The sequence below is a fragment of the Paenibacillus sp. 32O-W genome (assembly GCF_007679495.1).
Lineage (GTDB): Bacteria > Bacillota > Bacilli > Paenibacillales > NBRC-103111 > Paenibacillus_L > Paenibacillus_L residui.
The window spans coordinates 1-3,344 of record NZ_VEGP01000133.1 but is presented as its reverse complement, the minus strand read 5'-3'; the positions used below and the strand labels follow the sequence as shown (position 1 = coordinate 3,344).

Annotated in this window: 2 protein-coding genes; both read left to right on the top strand. The window is 40.4% G+C overall.

The annotated features are described in order from the left end of the window. Positions 1-436 precede the first annotated feature (436 nt). Positions 437-790 carry a BlaI/MecI/CopY family transcriptional regulator gene (locus FS806_RS25095; protein WP_235949979.1) on the top strand — a complete coding sequence of 118 codons (354 nt, stop codon included), beginning with the start codon at positions 437-439 and terminating at the stop codon, positions 788-790. A 9-nt stretch (positions 791-799) separates the two neighbouring features. Beyond that, positions 800-2,476 carry a M56 family metallopeptidase gene (locus FS806_RS25090; RefSeq protein ID WP_144942058.1) on the top strand — a complete coding sequence of 559 codons (1,677 nt, stop codon included), beginning with the start codon at positions 800-802 and terminating at the stop codon, positions 2,474-2,476. The last annotated feature ends 868 nt before the right edge of the window (positions 2,477-3,344 follow it).

The following is a 3,344-nucleotide window of genomic DNA, read 5'->3' as shown; positions in this document are numbered from 1 at the left end:
AGTCCAGCAATGGATGAGCACCTTACCCAGTTATATCAAGGGTTTGTTTGCCAATCTAAGCTGCGAAAGTTGAGTAATTAATTTTCTTACGGCTATTGCTTATACTTGTGATGAATCACATGAAACTTTTGTTAATTTGCTTTTCAAGTCGCTTCAATTCCTTCGCTACTGCACCTTGCGATTCTGCGACTTTGCCTTCAAAGACACCGAACGGCATCCTTGGCTATGGCTTGCAAGTCATCTTTTACGGTTTTTTCAAAAACAACCAAATGGGTTGGGAGAGTAGTGGCATCTCGGCGCCGCGAGTACTTATAACAAAATACGATGTTAGAAAATTACAGAATCTTCTCGACAAAGCAATTCTACTTCAGTAGAATGTAAATAAAAAGTTCTACTAGAGTAGAACGATGGAGAAACGGGGGGTTTTCATTTGGTTATGAAGCTATTCGATAGCGAGCTTAATATTATGGAAATCTTGTGGAAAGAAGGCGATACCCCAGCAAAGAGAATTGCAGAAATTGCAAAAGAAAAAGTAGGTTGGAGTAAAACAACAACGTATACCATCATCAAGAGATGCCTTGATAAAGGGGCGATCGAGCGGCAGGAGCCTAATTTCGTTTGCCATGCGCTTGTTACACGAGAGCAAGCGCAAGAACACGAAACAACAGAATTAATAAATAAAATGTATGATGGCGCCCCCGATAGACTAATTGCGTCATTATTGGGGCAGAAACGGCTATCGACGGAGGAAATTAACCGCTTAAAACGTCTAATCGATAGTTTGGAATGAGGTGAGTGAATGTCGTTACTTCAAATAAGTATCTCGGCTTCTGTCTTTATTCTTGCAGTTATTTTCTTACGTTCCTTGCTTATTCACAAGCTGCCCAAAATGACCTTTATGTTTCTTTGGGGTGTTGCACTAATTCAATTGCTGGTACCTGTTTCAGTTCAATCGCAATTTAGCATTTTTACGGCAGTGGAACATTTAAGCAGAATGTTTACAACGCCAAAATTGGTTTCCACGACAGAAAGTTCAACATTTATTAATGGAACCACGGTAATCATGCCACCAATAACAGAACATTTGACCGAGCCGATTTTGCCATTGAAGACGGCTTCACAAATATCGCCTTTTGTATGGGTGTGGTTAGTTGGTTTTACATTGTGTGCTTTATTTTTTATCATTCCGCATTTAAGGTATCGCAAAATCTACAAAATGGCTGTGCCTATTAGAAACGAATTTATAAAAAAATGGCAGCATTCAAATTTGTTACGGCGAGATGTTCAAATCAGGCAACTAGATAATATTTCAACTCCGCTTACATACGGTATTTTTCGGCCTGTTGTACTCTTGCCGAAAAATTTAGACTATGACGAAGAGAAACAGCTTGCGCTTATCCTGACCCACGAATTTACGCACATCAAGCGATTCGACACACTAATGAAATGGATTCTTGCCACTAGCGTATGCGTCCATTGGTTCAACCCTTTGGTATGGGTTATGTATATCCTTGCCAACCGTGATATCGAGCTATTCTGTGATGAAACTGTCATACGAAAATTTGGGGAAAACACGAAACCTGCTTATGCTAGGGCACTTGTGCGTTTGGAAGAAAAGAAAATCGGTTTGTCGCCGATGATTAGTAGCTTTTCCAAAAGCTCGACCGAAGAAAGGATTATATCGATCATGAAAACCAAGAAAATCACCCTCGCTACGACGCTGCTCGCTATTGGGCTTGCAGCCTGTGTTGTTGTCATCTTTGCAACTTCTGCATTGGACAAAACGGAATCTTCTGCGGGTGTCGAAAATCCTATAGCCGAACCTTCAGCCGATATAATGCCTGCATTATATCAAGGTGCCCTCACTACCGAAATAGTGCCCGCATTATCTCAAGGTGCAACCATCACAGATTTAATGCCGCACGATTTAACATTCAACAAGAAACATGATGTACCGAAGTTGATAGACAGCCTAATGGCTTCAAAGTATCGTGCAGTTTATATGGACAACGAAATATATCTTCGTGTCATGATGGATAACACAGTACAGATAAGCAAAGATAATGGCGCAGTTTGGAAAAAATATGATACAGATGAAGTCGATGCAAAAGAATTTGCAAAATGGCTGCTGATCAATGATCCGATTCCGGGCTATTCCATGAAAGAAGTTCAGAGTCGCTTGGCAAACGGGGCAGAAGTAAAACATTTAGTGTTTGAAAATAAAAAGGAGATGTATTTCATAATCGACAGGAACGGCGTACAGATTGAGCTTGTACAGCCTGAAAAAATATCTTCTGTCCTGATCGACGGTCAAAGAATGATGATTACTTCCGCTATATCCGCCCAGATGCTGAAATCATTTTATGACTTGTTAGTATCGAACAATATCCTTTCGGAAACTCTTGCAAAACAAGATTATTCGGAAAGAATTAAGTATCTTGAAAAAAATCTCCCTAACTTTATCGTCACGAAATAAAGGTGGGTTGCCGTTTTTTGAAGAATTAATCGGCGTCGCTCTAAATGATCGGCGTCTATTCGTTTTTGAAACTGAAATTCAAACGTAATCGCGAAGGGGTACACCGGGGGAACGGGTGTATGTCGGCGCCACAAAAGGCGCACTTAAATTAACGCGCAATTTTTCGAAATGTCGTGTTCCATATTGTGACATTGTCAATCATAGTTAGGCCTTTTTATGATTCTTCGGTTTTGTTAGTTGGAAGCATTACACCCACCTCAAAGCCTAGGATGCTATTTACGGAAATTGAAAAGTCGTTACACTTAAGTGTTGCAAGTCCATGTGTTATTCATGCAATAACATACTCGGGATGTTTAACATTGAACGGTGTTGTGCAGGCATCAGAAAAAGCGACGGGTACCTCTTAGTCAACAAGAGGACGCTCCCGGACCTTCACTTTGGATACGTCCTCCTCACTATACTCCACTTCCAATTATTAATTAATGAACGTACTCGGGTAGCATGTAATACTTAAGGAGGAGCTCTATTTTAATCTAAGCACTAAGAAAACAGATTCATCATTTTTTCGAGCCTCACCATCATTATAGCTCTCGATTCCGGAGATTTCTAATCTGTACAAAGAGATTTCTTTCCTCCCTTGTCCACTTTTTTTCGGAAAAAGGTCAGTTTTAAACTTCAAAATGAAACGAATGATAGAGGGGCATGTTCCTATTCCCAACTCAACACATGCGGAGTGTACAGTGCTGCTTAAATGGAAGAGGGTTTATTTTCCGGAATGCTATTTGTTAATTACTCAACTTTCGCAGCTTAAATTCGGCAGATAGGCCTTGATGTAGCTGGGTAAACCAGCAAACCATTGTTGGAGTTG

Bases quoted from the DNA above. Each gene is read 5' to 3' on its own strand.
- FS806_RS25095 (WP_235949979.1), top strand. From the start codon at position 437: ATGAAGCTATTCGATAGCGAGCTTAATATTATGGAAATCTTGTGGAAA.
- FS806_RS25090 (WP_144942058.1), top strand. From the start codon at position 800: ATGTCGTTACTTCAAATAAGTATCTCGGCTTCTGTCTTTATTCTTGCA.